Annotated in this window: 14 protein-coding genes, 1 tRNA gene and 1 rRNA gene; 6 read left to right on the top strand and 10 right to left on the bottom strand. The window is 42.7% G+C overall.

Annotated features, from left to right (window positions below):
- Positions 1 to 8: 8 nt before the first annotated feature.
- A 5S ribosomal RNA gene (gene rrf / locus NBH14_RS07010) occupies positions 9 to 119 on the top strand.
- Between the two features lie 98 nt (positions 120 to 217).
- Here the strand turns inward: rrf and cobC are convergent.
- From cobC to cbiB, 6 genes are read right to left on the bottom strand one after another with little or no spacing between them, the layout of a single operon-like run.
- Entirely contained in the window at positions 218 to 751 is a 534-nt protein-coding gene (gene cobC, locus NBH14_RS07005) for an alpha-ribazole phosphatase (RefSeq protein WP_046147893.1), read from the bottom strand.
- A 10-nt stretch (positions 752 to 761) separates the two neighbouring features.
- Entirely contained in the window at positions 762 to 1,514 is a 753-nt protein-coding gene (locus NBH14_RS07000; protein ID WP_007654313.1) for an adenosylcobinamide-GDP ribazoletransferase, read from the bottom strand.
- A gap of 32 nt (positions 1,515 to 1,546) precedes the next feature.
- Positions 1,547 to 2,584, bottom strand: a complete 1,038-nt coding sequence (gene cobT / locus NBH14_RS06995) for a nicotinate-nucleotide--dimethylbenzimidazole phosphoribosyltransferase (RefSeq protein WP_186958376.1) — start codon at positions 2,582 to 2,584, stop codon at positions 1,547 to 1,549.
- A 15-nt stretch (positions 2,585 to 2,599) separates the two neighbouring features.
- Positions 2,600 to 3,118: a bifunctional adenosylcobinamide kinase/adenosylcobinamide-phosphate guanylyltransferase gene (locus tag NBH14_RS06990; protein WP_122329192.1), complete on the bottom strand. Its 519-nt coding sequence runs from the start codon at positions 3,116 to 3,118 to the stop codon at positions 2,600 to 2,602.
- A 4-nt stretch (positions 3,119 to 3,122) separates the two neighbouring features.
- The gene (locus NBH14_RS06985) at positions 3,123 to 3,716 is read right to left on the bottom strand and encodes a S4 domain-containing protein (protein ID WP_186958375.1); all 594 of its coding nucleotides are present in this window, start codon (positions 3,714 to 3,716) and stop codon (positions 3,123 to 3,125) included.
- 16 nt (positions 3,717 to 3,732) lie between these two features.
- The gene (cbiB, locus tag NBH14_RS06980) at positions 3,733 to 4,683 is read right to left on the bottom strand and encodes an adenosylcobinamide-phosphate synthase CbiB (RefSeq protein ID WP_186958374.1); all 951 of its coding nucleotides are present in this window, start codon (positions 4,681 to 4,683) and stop codon (positions 3,733 to 3,735) included.
- 82 nt (positions 4,684 to 4,765) lie between these two features.
- Here cbiB and NBH14_RS06975 point away from each other — a divergent pair, with 82 nt between their 5' ends.
- Positions 4,766 to 5,788 carry an HU domain-containing protein gene (locus NBH14_RS06975; protein WP_186958373.1) on the top strand — a complete coding sequence of 341 codons (1,023 nt, stop codon included), beginning with the start codon at positions 4,766 to 4,768 and terminating at the stop codon, positions 5,786 to 5,788.
- Between the two features lie 43 nt (positions 5,789 to 5,831).
- On the opposite strand, the gene NBH14_RS06970 is transcribed toward NBH14_RS06975, so the two are convergent.
- Both NBH14_RS06970 and NBH14_RS06965 read right to left on the bottom strand, forming a co-directional pair.
- Entirely contained in the window at positions 5,832 to 6,023 is a 192-nt protein-coding gene (locus tag NBH14_RS06970) for a type II toxin-antitoxin system antitoxin (RefSeq protein ID WP_128133217.1), read from the bottom strand.
- A 28-nt stretch (positions 6,024 to 6,051) separates the two neighbouring features.
- A complete protein-coding gene (locus tag NBH14_RS06965) occupies positions 6,052 to 6,924 on the bottom strand; it encodes an SPFH domain-containing protein (protein WP_128133183.1) in 873 nt (290 codons plus the stop codon).
- Positions 6,925 to 7,058: 134 nt separating this feature from the next.
- Here NBH14_RS06965 and NBH14_RS06960 point away from each other — a divergent pair, with 134 nt between their 5' ends.
- From NBH14_RS06960 to NBH14_RS06950, 3 genes are all read left to right on the top strand, one after another.
- Entirely contained in the window at positions 7,059 to 9,062 is a 2,004-nt protein-coding gene (locus tag NBH14_RS06960; RefSeq protein WP_186958372.1) for a tetratricopeptide repeat protein, read from the top strand.
- A 112-nt stretch (positions 9,063 to 9,174) separates the two neighbouring features.
- Positions 9,175 to 12,363 (top strand): TonB-dependent receptor, encoded by a 3,189-nt coding sequence (locus tag NBH14_RS06955; RefSeq protein ID WP_186958371.1) that lies wholly within the window; start codon positions 9,175 to 9,177, stop codon positions 12,361 to 12,363.
- 82 nt (positions 12,364 to 12,445) lie between these two features.
- Positions 12,446 to 13,645 (top strand): alkaline phosphatase family protein, encoded by a 1,200-nt coding sequence (locus NBH14_RS06950; RefSeq protein ID WP_186958370.1) that lies wholly within the window; start codon positions 12,446 to 12,448, stop codon positions 13,643 to 13,645.
- Positions 13,646 to 13,704: 59 nt separating this feature from the next.
- On the opposite strand, the gene NBH14_RS06945 is transcribed toward NBH14_RS06950, so the two are convergent.
- Positions 13,705 to 13,920 carry a winged helix-turn-helix domain-containing protein gene (locus NBH14_RS06945; protein ID WP_128133186.1) on the bottom strand — a complete coding sequence of 72 codons (216 nt, stop codon included), beginning with the start codon at positions 13,918 to 13,920 and terminating at the stop codon, positions 13,705 to 13,707.
- Positions 13,921 to 14,302: 382 nt separating this feature from the next.
- Here NBH14_RS06945 and rbp point away from each other — a divergent pair, with 382 nt between their 5' ends.
- The gene (rbp, locus tag NBH14_RS06940) at positions 14,303 to 14,683 is read left to right on the top strand and encodes an RNA-binding regulator (RefSeq protein ID WP_128133187.1); all 381 of its coding nucleotides are present in this window, start codon (positions 14,303 to 14,305) and stop codon (positions 14,681 to 14,683) included.
- Positions 14,684 to 14,900: 217 nt separating this feature from the next.
- On the opposite strand, the gene NBH14_RS06935 is transcribed toward rbp, so the two are convergent.
- Positions 14,901 to 14,973: transfer RNA gene (locus tag NBH14_RS06935), tRNA-Glu, on the bottom strand.
- Positions 14,974 to 15,078: the final 105 nt, after the last annotated feature.

Genomic DNA, 15,078 nt, shown 5'->3' with positions numbered 1-15,078 from the left:
AAAGGTATTAAGGTGGTTATAGCGTTGGGGATCCACCTCTTCCCATTCCGAACAGAGAAGTTAAGCCCAACCACGTCGATGGTACTGCGTAAAAGTGGGAGAGTAGATAGCCGCCGTTTTAGATAAAAGGAGTTCATTCGAAAGAGTGGACTCCTTTTTGTTTTATGTAAATGACGGTTCAAATAGAAATAATAAATATCAAATAAGCTAATAAAACTCAGTCGAAACTCAGCTTTATTATTTCTCCGTAGGATGGCACGTTTTTAAAGGCTTCTTCTATTCCATATTCTCCGGCATAAACACGCGCACAAGTTAAAACACCTCCATGGGCAAATATACAGACATCTTGCATTCCGCTTTTTCTGATCTCATCAAGAAATGAACTGACGCGGTCGTATTGGTCTTTTAACGATTCTCCGTTTGGTGTTCTGATATTGATCCAGTCTGCAAACCAGGCTTCGGAACGTGGGTCGGAGGATAAGTCTTCCCAGGATTTCATTTCCCATTCCCCAAAATTCAATTCTTTTACGCGATCTTCCCGAATGGCATCCGGATAACCACAATAGGAGGCTAACCGTACACAGCGGGTTAACGGACTACACCAGACTTTGTCAAAAGTAAGTCCGGATAATGATTCTTTTACTTTTTCGGCTTCTTCCTCAAAAGATGGGCGCAGTAGTACGTCGGTTTGTCCGTAGGCATAACCTGCGGGAACGTCGACAGACGTATGTCTGATTAAATAGATATTCATATGTAAATAACTAAAGTGTTGTTGTATATATAACAGCTATACCCAGATAAAAGCTTAATTCGCATAGTAGAAATGTAGCTCCGCAGCAGTCACCGGTATATCCTTGTATTTTCTTTTTCATAAAAGTAGTCAATAGGTACCAGGTTGCAACGGGTAGGAGACCTGCCAGAAAATATACGGGTTCAGGCAACCAGCACAGAGGCAGTAACAGACATATAAGACTGAACAGGTATTCTCCGGTTGTCATCCGGCTATAAACAGTTTTACTTTTTGCTTCTTCCTCTTTTCGGGCATATGGGAGGCGATTGATGATCATACCTGCAATACCTTTGCTATAAGGATCACCTGCGAGGATGGCACAACCTGCCAGTTCGACCGGGAGATTGCTGAGCAACAAATAATACAGGCCAAAATAACAGATCAAACCAATTACTCCATAACTTCCTATATGCGAGTCTTTCATAATAGCCAATATCCGTTCCCGGTTTGTGCCTCCTCCGAATCCGTCAAAAAAATCAGCCAGGCCGTCTTCGTGGAGACAGCCTGTGATTAATAAACGGGTGATCATAGCCAGGGCTAAAGCAACTCCGGAAGGCAGAACGAGTGAGCCTGCATATAGTACAATCACCATCAGTCCGGCAGTAAACCAACCGACTAAAGCCCATCGGCTCACTATATTTTTGAAATATTCGGCAGGTACTTCAGCCAGTTTCCAAAAAGGCAGACGTGTAAAGAATATGAATGCAGCCAGTATACGCAACATATATTTAAATGTTAGGAATGGATACTATCCGGTTAAAAATATTTTGTCACAGCCGCCTGTTGGAAAGTATGCATCTCGTTGATCATGCGTACGGCCGAGTCAACGATCGGATAAGCACACACGGAACCGGAACCTTCTCCCAAACGCAGTCCCAGGTTTAGAATCGGGTTTACCTGTAATACATCCAGTACTTTCCGGTGTCCGGCTTCGTCTCCGCAATGACCGAATATGCAATAAGGTAACATTTCAGGATATAACCGGGAAGCTGCCAGAACACAGTTGGTCATGATAAACCCGTCGACAAGTATGATCATTTTGAGTTCTGCTGCCCGGAGCATTCCACCGACAGCCATGACCATTTCGTATCCTCCGAAATAACGGATCACATCTAATGGGCTATTATCTCCTTTATAGTTTTCAAGCGATGCTTTCAACACATTATATTTATGTTGTACGCCTATACTGTCCAACCCGCTTCCGGCACCGACACATTCTATCAATGGAATACCTGTCAGGCAGGTCATCCACATGCTGGAAGCTGCCGTGTTACCTATTCCCATTTCGCCAAAGCTGATGACGTTGCATCCTTCCTTATGGCAATCACCCACAATTTCAGCACCGTATTGTAGTGCCAATTCCATTTCTTCCTGTGTCATTGCTGCTTCATGGAGGAAATTACGGGTTCCTTTCCTGATTTTCCGGTCGATTAGTTGTGGAATGGAAGGAAAGTCGAAATCTACGCCACCATCAACAATCTTCAGTTCGATGCCATGCTGGCGGGCAAGAAAACAAACACCGGCTCCGCCGTTCAGGAAATTGTGAATTACCTGGCGGGTTACTTCTTTGGGTGATTTACTTACTCCTTCATCTGCAATACCGTGGTCGGAGGCATAAATGACATTGACCGGATGATGTAGGGAAGGGGTAAGTGTCTGCTGGATCAAACCGATCTGAAGAGCTAATTCTTCTAATCTACCTAATGAACCTTTAGGTTTTGTCAGATTGTTTATTTTTTCCTGTAATGTTTCTGCGATAGCAGCATCTGGTTTTTCAATATTAAAAGTAATCATTGTATTGTTATTTTGTTATCCTTTTATTTTCATGGGTATTCCGCTTACCATCAGTACGACTTCGTCGGCTCGGGAGGCTATATGCTGGTTCAGCCACCCTTGCAGGTCTGTGAATTTGCGTTGAACCGGATCTGGCGAGACTCCGCCTAGCCCAATCTCATTGGTCACGAATATAAGATAAGCCTCCTGTTGGGTCAGCCGGTTGAATTCTTCTTTCAGTTCTGTCAATGATTTTTCGACATTACTGTCATTGTCGAAAAAGAAGTTTGTGCCCCATAACGTGACACAATCTATAACGACTACCCGGCCATTCAGATTATGATGGCTCAGGTATTTTTCTTCTTCTATATTTGTCCATTCCGGACCACGGTCTGCCTGGTGACGGAGAACCCGTTGACGGAATTCTTCATCCCATACACGCGAAGTCGCCAGGTAAACCGGGTTAGTGCTCAATGATAAGGCTAACTTTTGTGCATATCCGCTTTTGCCGGAACGTTGACCTCCTGTAATAAGTACGATATGTTTGTGTGGCATCGTATTATTCTCCTTTAGGCTTGTTGCGGGTAGCAACTCGTTTCCCTTTGTTTATCGGATTGTTTTTACTTGTTTTTCGTAAACTGGCAGATTTGGGAGAAGCGGCAAGACGTTGTGCTACGGCAGCTTTTCCCAGGGACTTACCAAACTGCGGACGCATGGCATCTTTGAGCGCTTTTTCTTCTGGCGTCAATTTTTCTTTTGGTTTTTCTCCGCTTTTAGCAGCTTTTCTGGCGGCAGCATATTTGTTGTATTTGACATATTTGCCAGGTCTCAGCTTACTGCCGGAACCGGAAGGTTTCTTTTTTTCAACAGGCGCACTGTCTTCCACCTTCTTTTCTTTTTTCTCCACTTTGGCAACAGGATCGCCGAAGATCAGATTTTGAGTTTTACCGGAACCGGTGCGTGCATGCTCCTGAGCCTGGCTGAAATTAACTTTAATATCATCAAGCATGACGATATCAGCTTTGCTAACTTTCTGGCCGACTTCCGGCTGTTTTCCGTTGACGGTAACCCGTCCCATTTCGATGAACTTGTCTGCTTCCCGGCGCGAGCAAAGTCCTGCGTCGCTGAGCAATTTGTTTAGTCTTATTTCCATGTCTGTATAATTTTCTTTATTGTAATAATATTGATAGAAGACAAACAAGCAATCCCATGGCTAGTTCTGTATTGCTGTTTATTTTAGTTGCTATTAACATATCTTCTGTTGTAAAAGGCCTGTCGTTGACTCCGATATAAGGCTTTTCCACCGCTTGACCGAAGTAATCGTGTGTACCTCCGAAACGACAATCGAGGATGGCTGCCAATGCTGCTTCCGGATAACCTGAATTGGGACTGAGATGTGCCCTGCCGAAACGTGTCAGAAAATCTCTTTTGTGCCAGTTTCCGGAAACCAGTAACATCAGGCAAGCTGTCAGCCGGGCAGGTATGTAGTTGGCAACATCGTCTAACCGGGCGGCAGCTTCTCCGAACTCCTTGTATCGTTCGTTCTTATAGCCGATCATCGAGTCGAGTGTATTAATCATCTTATAAGCCATCATTCCAGGTAATCCTAAAAGGCCAAACCAGAACATCGGGGCGATCACTCCGTCACTCAGGTTTTCCGCCAAAGTTTCAAGGGCGGCGGCCCTGATTTCCTGCGGGGATAGATTGGAGGTGTCACGTCCGACGATGCGTCCGACTTGTGTCCGTCCTTCTTCCACACTGCGGTCTACTGCTTCAAAAACGGCTTTTACTTCCGTAATCAATGTTTTTCCGGCAAGGCAATAGAATACACCTACTCCGACAAGAATTACGTATAAATAAGTATTTATAAATGCTCCCCAGAAAAGGATTAACCGGGTTATAAAGTAAATGCCTGCTACAAGGATTAGTGTCAACAGACCTCCTTTATAGAAACGGTTCTCACCCTGATTCAATTTTTTCTCTCCGAAAGAAATGAGTTTGCCAAACCAGACGATGGGGTGAGGCCAGCCTTCCGGATCACCTAACAGGCGGTCTGCCAGCCATCCACACAAAAAGGGGATTACCTTGAATGAATATATCGATTGAGTTAACCAGTACATATTATTTGTTTGAGAGACAAAGGTAGAAAATTGTACCGTTTTTTGTTTTGTAAATTCACTAATAAATATCTACCTTTGTCTTATGCTTAGGATAATAACACATATAGAACGATTATTACTGGTACATGACTGTGTGATTGTACCGAAATTTGGAGGTTTTGTACTGCAAACAGTTTCTGCCGTATGCAACGGAGAGGAACATTTGTTCAGTCCGCAGCGCAAAGAAATCGTTTTTAATATCACACTGCAACATAACGACGGGTTACTTTCAGAGTCATACATGCAAATGTATGGTGTTAATTACCGGAAGGCGCAATTGATGCTGGAGGAAGATGTCGACGATATGAAAGCTGCTTTGCAGGAAGAAAAGAGATTATCCTTTGGTCTGTTAGGTTCTTTCAGTCTGGGACAGGAAGGCCAGATGATTTTCCATCCAGGAGAGTCGGATGCATTCAGTGTCTGTTCATATGGATTGGCGGCTTTTAATTTTCCTCAGCTTAAACCTGTTTTGGCAGAGCGTGAAGAGGTTGCTTTGCTTGCCGGAAAGAAGAAAAAAGATACATTATATATACCGGTCAGCCGGAAGTTTCTCCGCGTAGTAGCTGCTTCGGCTGCTGCTGTCGCTTTATTCCTGTTGGTTTCAACTCCGGTGGAAGATGTGAACCAGGCTGCTTATACTGCCAGTTTTGTTCCGACGGAAATGGTTGCCAGAAATGCGCCAGAAATGAAAACGGAAGAAGTGAGCGCATCAGTAGAAACTGTGGTTCCTGAAACTAAGGCACCGGAGGTGAAAAACGATGCGGTAGTTATTGCGCCAGTCCCGAAAGTGAAAAAGCAGGAGGTCGCTGCCAAACCGGCGGTCAGCAAGCCGAATCAGAAAATGTATCATATCGTGATAGCCAGTTTCCCTACGGAAGAACAAGCTGATAAATATATTGCCGGGGTGGATCGTAAAGATTGCAAGCATGTGAGTAAAGTTGTTCGTGATGGTAAGTATCGTATCTATGCCGATAGATTTGATAATCGTGAGCAGGCTGAAAGCTATATGGCAACTTTGCGTACGAATGAAAAATATAAAGATGCCTGGTTGTTTATCAGCCGATAATTAGTCCCCTTCTCGTATTGATTTTATTTTATATGAATTCCTTTTATTCCTTTTCCTGTTTGGATTGCTTTTTCTTTTTTAACCGACCTGCCTTTCGTAGTGCCTGATCCAGAATGTACTGTATCTGGCCATTGGTGCTGCGGAATTCATCCGCAGCCCAGGTTTCGATAGCATCCATCATCTCCGCATCGATCCGCAGAACAAAATTTTTGGTTGCATTCTCTTTTTTGGCCATCACTTATATTAATATTAAAAATTTAGAATCATTGATATAATGTACCTGTGTTGATAACAGGCTGTGCGGACTCATCGGCACAAAGAACAACCAACAGGTTGCTGACCATTGCCGCTTTTCTTTCTTCATCGAGCTCGACAATACTATCTTTTTCCAGCTTCTCCAACGCCAGATGAACCATGCTGACTGCTCCTTCAACGATACGTTCGCGAGCGGCAATAATTGCATCGGCTTGCTGGCGGCGCAGCATTACACCTGCGATTTCAGAGGCATAAGCCAGATAGTTGATACGTGCTTCAACAATCTCTATTCCTGCTATCGACAACCGGCTGTTCAACTCTTCTTCGAGCCGGGAAGTCACTTCGCCTTCATTGTCGGAACGTAATGTGACTTTGTCGGTCGTTTCGTTTGTGTCATAGGCATACATTCCGGCCACCTGGCGTAAAGCAGCATCGCTTTGAATCTGCACGAATGATTGAACATTCCCGGAAATATCGAAAGTCGCTTTATAGGTGTCTTTTACTCTCCACACTACAACGGCGCCGATCATTACCGGATTACCTACTTTGTCGTTTACCTTGATCGGTTCAAGGTTCAGATTGAAAATACGCAAGGTTACTTTCGTTTTTAGGAAGAGGGGATTCACCCAAAAGAAGCCGTTTTCAACGACAGTACCGACATATTTTCCGAAAAATGTCATGACCCGTGAATTGTTCGGTTGGATAATCATCAGACCGGAGCACATGAAAGCGGCACATAATATACCGATCACTCCCAACGCTGTACTCCATGTTTGTCCATGTGTGAAGAAGTAAATAGACATTCCAGCTATAATCAGGATTAATAATATCGCTAAAAAACCGGAAATCATGCCGTTAAATATCTTTTCTTGTGCTTTCATAATAATTTGTATTTGATATTAATTTGATATCACAAATTAAAGCAATTGTTTGTACATGACCAAATAAAATATACTCTTTTTATAAGGGGATATTTAAAATATTATTTAGCTTTGTCTACTCAAAATTTACACGATTGGAATTTCAACTAGACACGGACAACAAGGAATTTCAGGATGCCTTGCAACTGATTACCCATACCCGCCAGTCTGTTTTCCTGACAGGGAAAGCGGGGACGGGCAAATCCACTTTTCTCAAATATATTTGTTCGCATACCAAAAAGAAGCATGTCGTATTGGCTCCGACTGGTATTGCGGCTATTAATGCTGAAGGGGTGACTTTACATTCTTTCTTCAAACTGCCGTTCCGTCCGATGTTACCGGATGATCCCGATCTGAGCCTGAAAGACGGGCGGATCTTTGAATTTTTCAAATACCGGAAAGAGCACCGGAAAATAATATCGGAGGTCGAACTGATCATTATCGACGAGATTTCGATGGTACGGGCGGATATTATCGACTGTGTAGATCGTATTTTACGTGTTTTTTCGGGAAATATGCGTTTGCCGTTTGGAGGGAAACAGTTATTGTTTGTCGGAGACGTGTTTCAGTTGGAGCCGGTTGTGCCGTCTGACCAGAAAGAGATACTCAGCCTTTTCTATGCCAGTCCGTTCTTCTTTTCAGCCAGGGTTTTCAAGTCAATCAACCTGGTGCCTATTGAGTTGCAGAAAGTTTATCGGCAGACCGATCCGGTCTTTATTAATATATTGGACCGGATACGGAGCAATGCGGCGAGAAGACAAGAACTGGAAATTTTGAATGCCCGTTATTTCCCTGAGTTTGCGCCGAATAACGAAGATATGTATATTACACTTGCTACCCGGCGTGATCAGGTAGACTTCATCAATGAAAAGAAGTTGTCGGAATTGCCCGGTGAAGAATTTATATCCGCGGGGCGTGTAGATGGTGATTTTCCGGAATCATCTTTACCCACACAATTGAATCTGGCAATCAAAGAACAGGCGCAGGTAATTTTTATTGATAATGATTATGAACGCCGGTGGGTGAACGGAACTATCGGTATGATTTCGGGCATCGATGAGAACGGGAATGTATATGTCCTGTTGGAAAACGGAATCGAACATCTGGTGGAACCTACTTCGTGGCGTAATTATAAATATAAGTATAACGAAAAGGAAAAAAGGATAGAGGAGGAGATTGTCGGTACTTTCGAACAATTGCCGATCCGTCTTGCCTGGGCGATTACCGTGCATAAAAGCCAGGGACTTACGTTTAATCGGGTTGTCGTGGATTTGACCGGAGGTGTCTTTGCCGGTGGCCAGACATACGTGGCACTAAGCCGTTGCACATCCCTCGAAGGACTGGTTCTGAAGAGTAAAGTGACTCCTCACGATATTTTTGTACGTAAAGAAATTGTTCAGTTCAGCCAGATTTTCAATAGTAAGGAGCTGATTGAAAAGAGCCTTCGGGAAAGTGAAGCGGAACTTTTATATGCTCGTGCTGCCCATGATTTTAACCGTGGAAATATGAAGGATGCCGTGGAGTCTTTTGCTCTTGCAATAGGGAAACGGAACGAAATGGATAAACCGTTGGTGCAGCGCCTGCTTCGTTCCAAACTTCAGCGTATGAATACGCAACGCCAGGAAATAAAAAAATTAAAAGAAGAACTTTACGCGCAACGTGAAATCCTGAAAGAATATGCCCATGAATATTATTTGATGGGAAATGAATGTGTAACCAAAGCCAATGATCCGAATGCAGCTCTCCGCTCATTCGATAAAGCGTTGAAACTGTATCCTGAATATGTGGATGCCTGGGTGCGCAAAGGTGTCACGCTGCTGGATATTGGCGAAACATACGATGCCCAAGTGGCATTGAATGAAGCCGTCAAACTGAGCCCCCTTTCATTTAAGGCCCGTTATAATCGTGGAAAATGTTATCTACGCATGAAATATTATGAGGAGGCGGTCGCTGATCTCCAAAAAGCCGTTTCCATTAAGCCCAAACACGCATCAGCACACGAGTATCTGGCTGAAGTTTATCGTTTTGTCGGTGAAGAGGAACTCGCTCAGCAACATCAGGATATAGCCGATAGTTTGCGGGAAAATCGAAATATTTAAGAAAGTCCATAAAAATCAAGTGGATTCGTAATGTGTTGGTAACATAGATTATATATCTTTGTGGCGTTGTATAAAAAGTGTTTCGATTGTTTTAATTTTAATATTATCTAGTATGAAGAACTTATCTGTGTTTGTTCTTTTTCTTTTTTGTCTGACATTCACGTTGAATGGCCAGGTTACCACTTCCGGGATCAGTGGAAAAGTGACGGCGGAAGGCGAACTTCTGATCGGCGCTACAGTACAGGCTGTTCATGAGCCTTCCGGTACTACGTATGGAACTGTTACTAATGCGGATGGACGTTACAGTCTACAGGGGATGCGTATCGGCGGCCCTTATACTGTCGAGGTGTCTTATGTCGGATTTCAGAAAGCAGTATATAAAAATATTACGCTTCAATTAGGTGAAACTTATCTGTTGGATGTAAAGTTGACAGAATCATTATCATTGGATGAAGTGGTTGTCACGGCATCGAAGGCTGCCTTGTTTAATTCTCAGAAGACCGGGGCGGCACAAAACTTCAATCAGGAACAGATTATGTCAACACCTTCCGTCAGCCGGAGTGTCTTCGATATTACGAAAATGAATCCTATGGGAGTCAATACCGGAAGCGGAATGTCGTTTGCCGGATCCAGTAACAAATATAATTCATTCCAGATTGACGGAACGGTGAATAATGATGTATTCGGCCTTTCTTCAAGCGGAACTAACGGTGACCAGGCTGGTGCTAATCCGATTTCCCTGGAAGCGATTGAAGAGCTTCAGGTTGTTGTTGCCCCCTTCGATGTTCGTCAAAGCGGATTTACAGGAGGTGGCATAAATGCGATAACTAAATCGGGTACCAATACATTTCATGGTTCCGGATACTGGTATTATAATAATGAAAATTTCTACGGAAAAACTCCCGGGAAAAATGTAACCAATCGTACGAAATTAGGAGATCAGAACAGCGGCACTTATGGTTTTACATTGGGGGGACCTATTATTAAGAATAAACTGTTCTTTTTTGCAAACTATGAACGTGTAAAGGAAACTTATCCGTCTTCCAACAATATCGGAGAAGAAGGCTCCAAATTGAGTACCAGTGAAGTTGAACAGGTAATCAATAAAATATCAGAATTAACAGGGGGCTATGACGGTGGCGGTTATGGTTTGCAGGACATCGACACACGTTCAGATAAAATCCTTGCCCGCATCGACTGGAATATCAATCAGAAGAATAAATTTACCTTGCGTTACAGCTGGCTGGATGCCCGCAGAATGGTCTTCTCGAACGGCGCATCGGTTGCCAACCTGAACCATTATGGTTATTATATGAATAATACCACTCATTCTTTGGTTGCTGAATTGAATACGCAGTTCAATTCAGCTTGGTCTAATGAAGTGCGTTTCGGCTGGACAAGTGTAAGTGACAGTCGTGATCCGATTGGTCAGGCCTTACCTGCCGTACAGATCGATAACATGACAAACGGGACTACGCTTAAATTCGGTATGGAACCTTTCTCAGCGGCCAATGCACTGGATCAGCGTATTTTCACTTTGGCGGATAATGTAACATGGAACAAGGGAAATCATACGATAACTTTTGGTACACATAACGAGTTCTTCCACATGGAAAATCTGTTTATCGCCAATAATTATGGTTCATATGTGTATAGTTCATTGGATGATTTTCTTTCCGTGGGTACAGCCAATGAAGTGATGCCTAAACGCTACACTTATGCTTATTCACGTGAGGACATAACCGGAACAAACCGTTGGGCCCCGGCTTTTGGTGCCGCCCAGCTTGGTTTTTATGCACAGGATGAATGGAGGGTAACAAACGACTTCCGTCTTACTTATGGTTTGCGTCTGGATATTCCTGTCTTTTTCGATACTCCGAGAGCAAACGACCTGTTTAATAGTTCATCGGTGGCTTCTACATTGGGATTAGCGACCGATCAAATGCCTTCAAGTAAAATCTTGTGGTCTCCGCGAGTAGGTTTTCGTTGGAATCTGAATGAAGATCATACCACTTTATTGCGTGGTGGTGCCGGTATATTTACAGGACGTGTTCCGTTCGTATGGCTGTCAAACAGTATTTCAAAGGCTGGTATCGAACTGAGCGAAACCTTTTTGTCCAGTAAGGAAAGTTTCGATGCAGCCAGAGCAGACGGGTTTAAGTTTAATGCAGATCCTTCCAAGCAATATTATAATCGTAACGCCGCTATTCCTACAGCGGAGATCAACGTCGTGGATAAAGACTTTAAGTTTCCTTCCGTTGCCCGTGTTAATTTAGCTCTGGAACATACTTTCGTGTTTGGTGTGAAGGCTACTTTGGAGGGGTTATATTCAAAGACATTGAATAATATCCTGTATGAAAATGCCAATTATCAGTGGACTGGTGAGACTTTGAATAATGGCGGAGATAACCGTCCTATTTATAAGAAACAGGATAACAACTTTACACAGATCATGTATCTGAAAAATACAAGTAATGGTTATACTTATAACCTGTCGGCTAAACTGGAAAAGAATTTTGATTTCGGTTTGAGTACAATGGTTGCTTATACATATGGTCAAGCCAAGTCATTGACTGACGGAAATTCATCGCAGGCTTATTCCGGATGGAAATATAATCCGACCTATTATGGTGATATTAACCCGGAATTGACTTGGTCTAGTTTTGATGTACGTAACCGTATCATAGCTTCTGTTTCTTACCGTAAAGAATATGCAAAACATTTTGCAACGACAGTAAGCCTGTTCTATAACGGACAGACCGGCGGACGTTATTCTTTGCTCGATTATTCGGATATCAACCATGACGGTTATAACAATGACTTGTTGTATGTCCCGACCGATGCGGAATTTGATAAAATGACTTTTACTGAATATACAAAAACAGTAGGAAATGATAAAATCGTCGTGTCTCCGGCAGAACAGAAAGAAGCAATGGCCAATTGGATAAACGGCAATGAAGAACTGAGAGGCTCGAAGGGTACACATATGAAACGTTATCAGATGGTAATGCCTTTTGAACATCATTTTGATTTCCATATTGCACAGGACTTCTTTGTTGATATTGCCGGAAAACGTAATACCATCCAGGTCAATTTTGACATAATAAATGTAGGAAATCTGTTTAATAAGAGCTGGGGATTATATAACCAGACTTCTACCGGATATGACCTGGCTCCTCTGACAACCAAGGTTGCTGATGGTGTTGCGACCTATCAGTTCCGTGATCCGGGTGAGATGGTTAAAAATAAGGATATACCATCTCGCTGGCATGCTCAGGTTGGATTGAAATATATTTTCTAGCCGTGTATTTAACGATTTGAATAAAATAATCGGGAGAGGTTCACTATCTTTGTGGACCTCTTTCTTTTTGAGGTGATTGTATATGAAAAGATATGTAAGTTTATTTATAGGATGTATCGTTCTGGCCGGTATACTTTTTTCCGGCTGTTCTTCATCGAAGCGCCATGACCGTTATGTGGTCGTTCTTTCCATGGATGGATTCCGTTCCGATTATCCTGATCGTGCTTATACCCCGACATTGGATTCTTTGGCGAAAGTCGGGATTCGTGCCGCTTTCCGTCCTTCTTTTCCCAGCGTAACATTTCCGAACCATTACAGTATGGCAACCGGTTTGCACCCGGATCATCACGGCTTGGTTAATAATTTCTTTTATGCCCCCGACCTGGACAGTGTTTACCGTATGGCGGACCCCACTCCTGGTTTTTATGGAGGGGAACCGATCTGGAATACGGCAGAGAAACAGGGAGTGCATGCGGCCTCTTTCTTTTGGGTGGGCAGTGAGTATCCGATCCAGGGGCGCCAGCCTTCCAGCTGGAAACCTTTTGATAAAAAGGTCCCTTATTCGGACCGTGCCGATTCTGTAGTAGCCTGGTTGCAGCTACCGGAGGATATACGTCCTCATCTGGTTATGTGGTATATCGAAGAGCCGGATGCGATCGGTCATATCTGTACGCCTGACTCTTCGGCAACTTTAGAGAAAGTAGAGGAGCTGGATCGTGTATTGAACCATTTCTTTAATGAGGCTCGCAAACTGGATATTTTCGATAAAATAGATTTTATAGTTCTGTCCGATCACGGAATGGCTACTTATACGCCTGAGAAATATATCAATCTGAATGACTATTTGCCACGTGACAGTTTCGATTATATTTTTGACGGTGTCCCGACTTTGCTTTATCCGAAGAATGGTTATACCGAGACCGCTTACAATATCCTGAAAAAGGTTCCGAATGTGACGGTTTGGAGGAAAGAGGATGTTCCTGCTGAATACGTTTATGGGAATAATCCCCGTATAGGAGATTTGGTTGTGCTTCCCAATATCGGAACTTACCTGCATTTTCGTGATAAATCCTATCCTTATTCGGGTGCAACCCATGGTTATGATAATTTTTCACCGGAGATGGAAGCTATATTTTATGCGGCAGGTCCTTCATTTAAAGAGAATGTCGAATTGCCTGTCATGGCAAATGTAAATCTTTATCTGATTATATCCCGGTTATTGAATCTGGAACCCGCTCCGAATGACGGTGATAGTGTGGTTGTAAATACTTTATTCCGGTAAAAATAAAAAAAGCGATCTGTAAGGATCGCTTTTTTTGATATCAAAGGGTATATTTCATTTTAATAGCTGAAATTCATCCCCGGACAAAAAGCTATCTGACTTTTGGCACTAGTGATCTGAATCATGTTTTCGCGGGCTAGCCATCCGATTGCAGACCATAAATCAGCTTCACATAAGGAGGTTGCCTTTTTCAACTCCTCCAAACTCCAACATCCACCATCCAGTAACAGATTCCTGATGGTACCTGCATTTAATCCAATTGTTCCTTTCGTCATGACAAATTCTCTTTTATGTTTATGGTATGTTGAGTTAAAACAGAAATTAAAGCAGAAATGATATATTCCGGCGTTTTTTTTAGTGTGTTTTATAAAAAAGAGATCCCATCAAAAGACTTTTTTTGTAAATCAGGCGGATGGAGATTCACGAACTTAAAATAAATCATTGTTTGTTTATAAGAGTTTTTTGAGAAAAAAATGTTTGAAAAAGATTGTCATAAAGTATGGTGGTATCGAATTAAACCTTACATTTGTAGCCTATTGAGATTGATTTAAACTTGTATTTGAAGTTTTGCTCGCAACTTAGATTTGTAAAGTATATTCATTCAACTATTATTCTATTCATCCCTCAATAAACAATTAACTAAATAAGTTTTTATAAATGAATCTTTACATTTCAAATTTAAGTTATAACGTCACAGACGCTGACTTAAACGAGTTGTTTGCTGACTATGGGGAAATCCTCTCAGCTAGAGTTATCACAGACAGAGAAACAGGCCGTTCAAGAGGCTTTGGTTTTGTAGAATTGAAGGATGACGATTTAGCCAAGAAGGCTATCGAAGAATTAAACCAGGCTACTTATGATGAAAAAGTAATCAGCGTAACAGAAGCACGTCCGAGAGAAGACCGTGGTGGAAACCGTGGCGGTGGTTTCGGCGGTAATCGTGGCGGTGGTTTCGGCGGCGGTAATCGTGGTGGTGGCTACGGTGGTGGCAATCGCGGTGGCGGTGGCTACGGTAACGGCGGCGGAAGAAGATATTAATTCGCATTATAGCAAATGGAAAAGCGATCTGGTAACAGGTCGCTTTTTTGATTCTTATGGACGCAGATTTTATATATTATGATACTGCATTCTCATATATTATAATATTAGAGTCGCATAATATGTGAGAATGCAGTATCATAATATATGAGAAATTTGCAAACTGTATGTTGATCTCCATAAAAAAGCCTGCCGAAATCATTTCAGCAGGCTTTCGTAGTGCGTCCGGGGATCGAACCCGAGTTTCCGCCGTGAGAGGGCGGCGTCCTAGGCCACTAGACGAATGCACCGTTTCGTGTCATAGTTTTCATTGTTTGACGGGACAAAAATAGTTATTATTTCGTTTCGGTGTTCTCCGGAACGGAAAAAAATGTAAAGAATTTTGTTTCTTCCTG

It is taken from the genome of Parabacteroides caecihominis (assembly GCF_023656785.1).
Taxonomy (GTDB): domain Bacteria; phylum Bacteroidota; class Bacteroidia; order Bacteroidales; family Tannerellaceae; genus Parabacteroides; species Parabacteroides segnis.
Note: the sequence above shows the minus strand (reverse complement) of the source record. Positions and strands in the feature narration are given on the sequence as shown.

Coding starts and splice junctions, on each gene's coding strand:
- NBH14_RS06950 (WP_186958370.1), top strand. CDS start 12,446: ATGAAAAGATATGTAAGTTTATTTATAGGATGTATCGTTCTGGCCGGT.
- cbiB (WP_186958374.1), bottom strand. CDS start 4,683: ATGTACTGGTTAACTCAATCGATATATTCATTCAAGGTAATCCCCTTT.
- cobT (WP_186958376.1), bottom strand. CDS start 2,584: ATGATTACTTTTAATATTGAAAAACCAGATGCTGCTATCGCAGAAACA.
- NBH14_RS06985 (WP_186958375.1), bottom strand. CDS start 3,716: ATGGAAATAAGACTAAACAAATTGCTCAGCGACGCAGGACTTTGCTCG.
- NBH14_RS06965 (WP_128133183.1), bottom strand. CDS start 6,924: ATGAAAGCACAAGAAAAGATATTTAACGGCATGATTTCCGGTTTTTTA.
- NBH14_RS06955 (WP_186958371.1), top strand. CDS start 9,175: ATGAAGAACTTATCTGTGTTTGTTCTTTTTCTTTTTTGTCTGACATTC.
- NBH14_RS06970 (WP_128133217.1), bottom strand. CDS start 6,023: ATGGCCAAAAAAGAGAATGCAACCAAAAATTTTGTTCTGCGGATCGAT.
- rbp (WP_128133187.1), top strand. CDS start 14,303: ATGAATCTTTACATTTCAAATTTAAGTTATAACGTCACAGACGCTGAC.
- NBH14_RS06975 (WP_186958373.1), top strand. CDS start 4,766: ATGCTTAGGATAATAACACATATAGAACGATTATTACTGGTACATGAC.
- cobC (WP_046147893.1), bottom strand. CDS start 751: ATGAATATCTATTTAATCAGACATACGTCTGTCGACGTTCCCGCAGGT.
- NBH14_RS06945 (WP_128133186.1), bottom strand. CDS start 13,920: ATGACGAAAGGAACAATTGGATTAAATGCAGGTACCATCAGGAATCTG.
- NBH14_RS07000 (WP_007654313.1), bottom strand. CDS start 1,514: ATGTTGCGTATACTGGCTGCATTCATATTCTTTACACGTCTGCCTTTT.
- NBH14_RS06990 (WP_122329192.1), bottom strand. CDS start 3,118: ATGCCACACAAACATATCGTACTTATTACAGGAGGTCAACGTTCCGGC.